Annotated in this window: 4 protein-coding genes; 3 read left to right on the top strand and 1 reads right to left on the bottom strand. The window is 61.4% G+C overall.

What is annotated here, in order from left to right; all coding sequences use genetic code 11:
• From NUW23_16075 to NUW23_16065, 3 genes are all read left to right on the top strand, one after another.
• A partial coding sequence (locus NUW23_16075; protein MCR4427667.1) for an ABC transporter permease occupies positions 1–390 on the top strand: 390 nt, incomplete at its 5' end.
• Positions 381–1,238 (top strand): ABC transporter permease, encoded by an 858-nt coding sequence (locus NUW23_16070; GenBank protein MCR4427666.1) that lies wholly within the window; start codon positions 381–383, stop codon positions 1,236–1,238. The genes NUW23_16075 and NUW23_16070, both read left to right, overlap by 10 nt.
• A 47-nt stretch (positions 1,239–1,285) precedes the next feature.
• A complete protein-coding gene (locus NUW23_16065) occupies positions 1,286–1,552 on the top strand; it encodes a zinc ribbon domain-containing protein (protein ID MCR4427665.1) in 267 nt (88 codons plus the stop codon).
• A gap of 73 nt (positions 1,553–1,625) precedes the next feature.
• Here the strand turns inward: NUW23_16065 and NUW23_16060 are convergent, their stop codons facing one another.
• Positions 1,626–2,336, bottom strand: a complete 711-nt coding sequence (locus tag NUW23_16060; GenBank protein MCR4427664.1) for a hypothetical protein — start codon at positions 2,334–2,336, stop codon at positions 1,626–1,628.
• Positions 2,337–2,432 lie beyond the last annotated feature (96 nt).

The raw sequence follows: 2,432 nt of genomic DNA, 5'->3' as shown, positions 1-2,432 counted from the left end.
GCCCTGACCACCTTCATCCTGACAGTGGTCGCTCTCTACGGCATGGGGATGTGCATGAGTTCACTGTTCATGCTGTACGGCCGGGAAGCCTGGCATACTGCCAACCTGCTCCAGGAACCGGTGTATCTTCTCACTGGATTCTACTTCCCCGTCCGGGCTCTTGGGTTCTGGGTTGCGTTGTCCGGATCTCTAGTGCCCCTCACCTTCGGAATCGATGCCATGAGGCAGCTAGTGTTCGGGTCCGCCGCCATGGGCTTTCTGCCTGTAGAGATCGAGATAGGTGCTCTCGCGGGACTCGCGGTCCTGTTCATGGTGGCAGCCAGCACCGCCTTGGGGTTTATGGAACGTCTTGCCAAGCGAGAGGGGAGGTTAACTCTCAAATGGCAATGAGGGATGGCCTCTCGGCAGTGAAGACAGCGGCATGGCTAGGCTGGCAGATGGACTCCAATTGGGCAGACCCGTTTCTCTTTGCCGTCTATTCGGTGGCGAAACCCTTGGCCGGTGCGCTCATACTCCTGTTCATCTACAGGGTCGTCGGGCGGGGTGCGTCCGACACAGGATTCTTCGCCAACATGTACGTGGGCAACGCCTTCTTCGCCCTGGTGGGCCAGGTGACTCTCGGCATGAGCTGGGTAATCATCGAAGACCGGGAGTTCTTCAGGATGATCCGGTACATCTACACGTCCAAGGCTCAGTACCGGCTCTACCTCCTGGGCCGAGGGCTGTCCAAACTCGCCGTAGCCATGATTTCGGTGCTCGTTCTCATGATCTTCGGGAGGTTCGTCCTCAGCGTTCCCGTGCGCATATCCACCGTCAACTGGCCACTGCTCAGCTCTGTTCTCGCCTTGGGGCTGGTATGCTCAATTGGGGTCGGCTTTGTCATGGCCTCCCTGATGTTCTTCATCGCCAGGCACGGGGGATCGACATCGGAGGCGGTCACCGGCCTTCTGTACCTCCTGTGTGGGGTCCTCTATCCAGTATCCGCGTTGCCGCTGTGGGCGCAAGCGGTCTCGCGTATCATTCCCCTCACCTACTGGGTGGAGGCTCTTCGCCGAGCCGTCCTAGGTGACGATATCGCGCGGCAGTTCACCGGGGCCTGGGCAGGAGGCACTCGTGGGTTGTTGATGGTGCTTGCGCTCTCGGCAGCCGCAGTTCTCGCTCTCGGGCTGTTTCTTTTCCACGTGGGTGAGCGGTCCGCAAAGGCCCGTGGGGTTATCGACCTCGCGCAGGACTATTGAGTTCAGACGTGGTTTGGGTGTAGAATCGTCAAAGGGAGGGACAAACCGTGCCTATATACGAGTACGCATGCGAGAAATGCGGCAAGTTTGAGGTGCTGCACGGTGTTGGCGAGGGCCAATTGGCCCAGTGCCCGAAGTGCGGCTCGCCGGTCCGCCGGCTCATAAGCTCCCGAATGGGCGTAATCTTCCGGGGGTCCGGCTTCTACACCACCGACCACAGGTCGGAGGAATACAAGAGCAAGTCCCAGGCCGAGAAGAGCACTGGAACCACAGATGCGTCCGTGTCATGCTCCTCCGGAACATGTGGGAAATAGGGTCACAAACAACATCGAGAGCGGCCGCACCGCAAGGGATCAGCAGCGCGGCCGCTGCGACTGTACCCCTGCCTCACTTCCGCCTCGCCGGACCCCAGTCTGGCAGGACGCAGTTTCCAGTCCCAGTCAGCCTGTGCGCCTCACCACTCAGGTCGACCGCCAGCACCGCGAAGACCCCCATGCCGCCAGACGCACGGCCCGATACTGCAGCGGCCCTGGAGTCCGGACTCCACGCCATCCCGGCAAAACGCCTGTCTGTGATGATCGAGAACTCGGCCACCGGCGAGCCCGATCTGTCCACAACCCACACTGCCGCGGCCTGCCCTCTCTCAGTCCTTGCCCCTCCTACCAGATAGGCCAGGAACCGTCCGTCAGGTGACCACGCGAGGGACGGCGGCCAGACTTCCCCTGAAGCGTTGGCCTCCCACGTCTCCTGCGTCATCAGGTCAAGAAATCTCACTTTCCCCCCGGATGGCTCTGCCACCACAAACGCAGCCACGGCGCCATCAGGGCTGAGAGCCAGACCCCACCTAGGCTCCTGCGATAGGCACGAGGCAGACTCTGACCCGGTCCACGCGTCCACTGCAACGAGTGTCTGGCCTCTGTCCAGAAGCACCTGGCAACCGTCTCCCAGCCATCGACCTAGAGCGCCGGCGCCGACATCGCGCTGCACTCCTGACTTGACCTCAGACACAAACACATGCCCCTCGGCTTCAAACAGGATCCGGTCTCCGTCCGGCGACCATCTAGGCCGCACCGCTGCGGGTAGGGTGCCAGTAAGCACACTATCAGAACCTGCCCCAATATCGTACACCCGCACCCGTCCGTCAGCCCCCGTGCTCTCGCCTGATGGACGGCTTATAGCTTACCAGGGGGCTGA

It is taken from the genome of Bacillota bacterium, assembly GCA_024655925.1.
Lineage (GTDB): Bacteria > Bacillota > DTU025 > DTU025 > JANLFS01 > JANLFS01.
The sequence above is the reverse complement of the archived record's forward strand: the minus strand, read 5'-3'. Positions and strand labels throughout refer to the sequence as shown.

Bases quoted from the DNA above. Each gene is read 5' to 3' on its own strand.
- NUW23_16070 (MCR4427666.1), top strand. From the start codon at position 381: ATGGCAATGAGGGATGGCCTCTCGGCAGTGAAGACAGCGGCATGGCTA.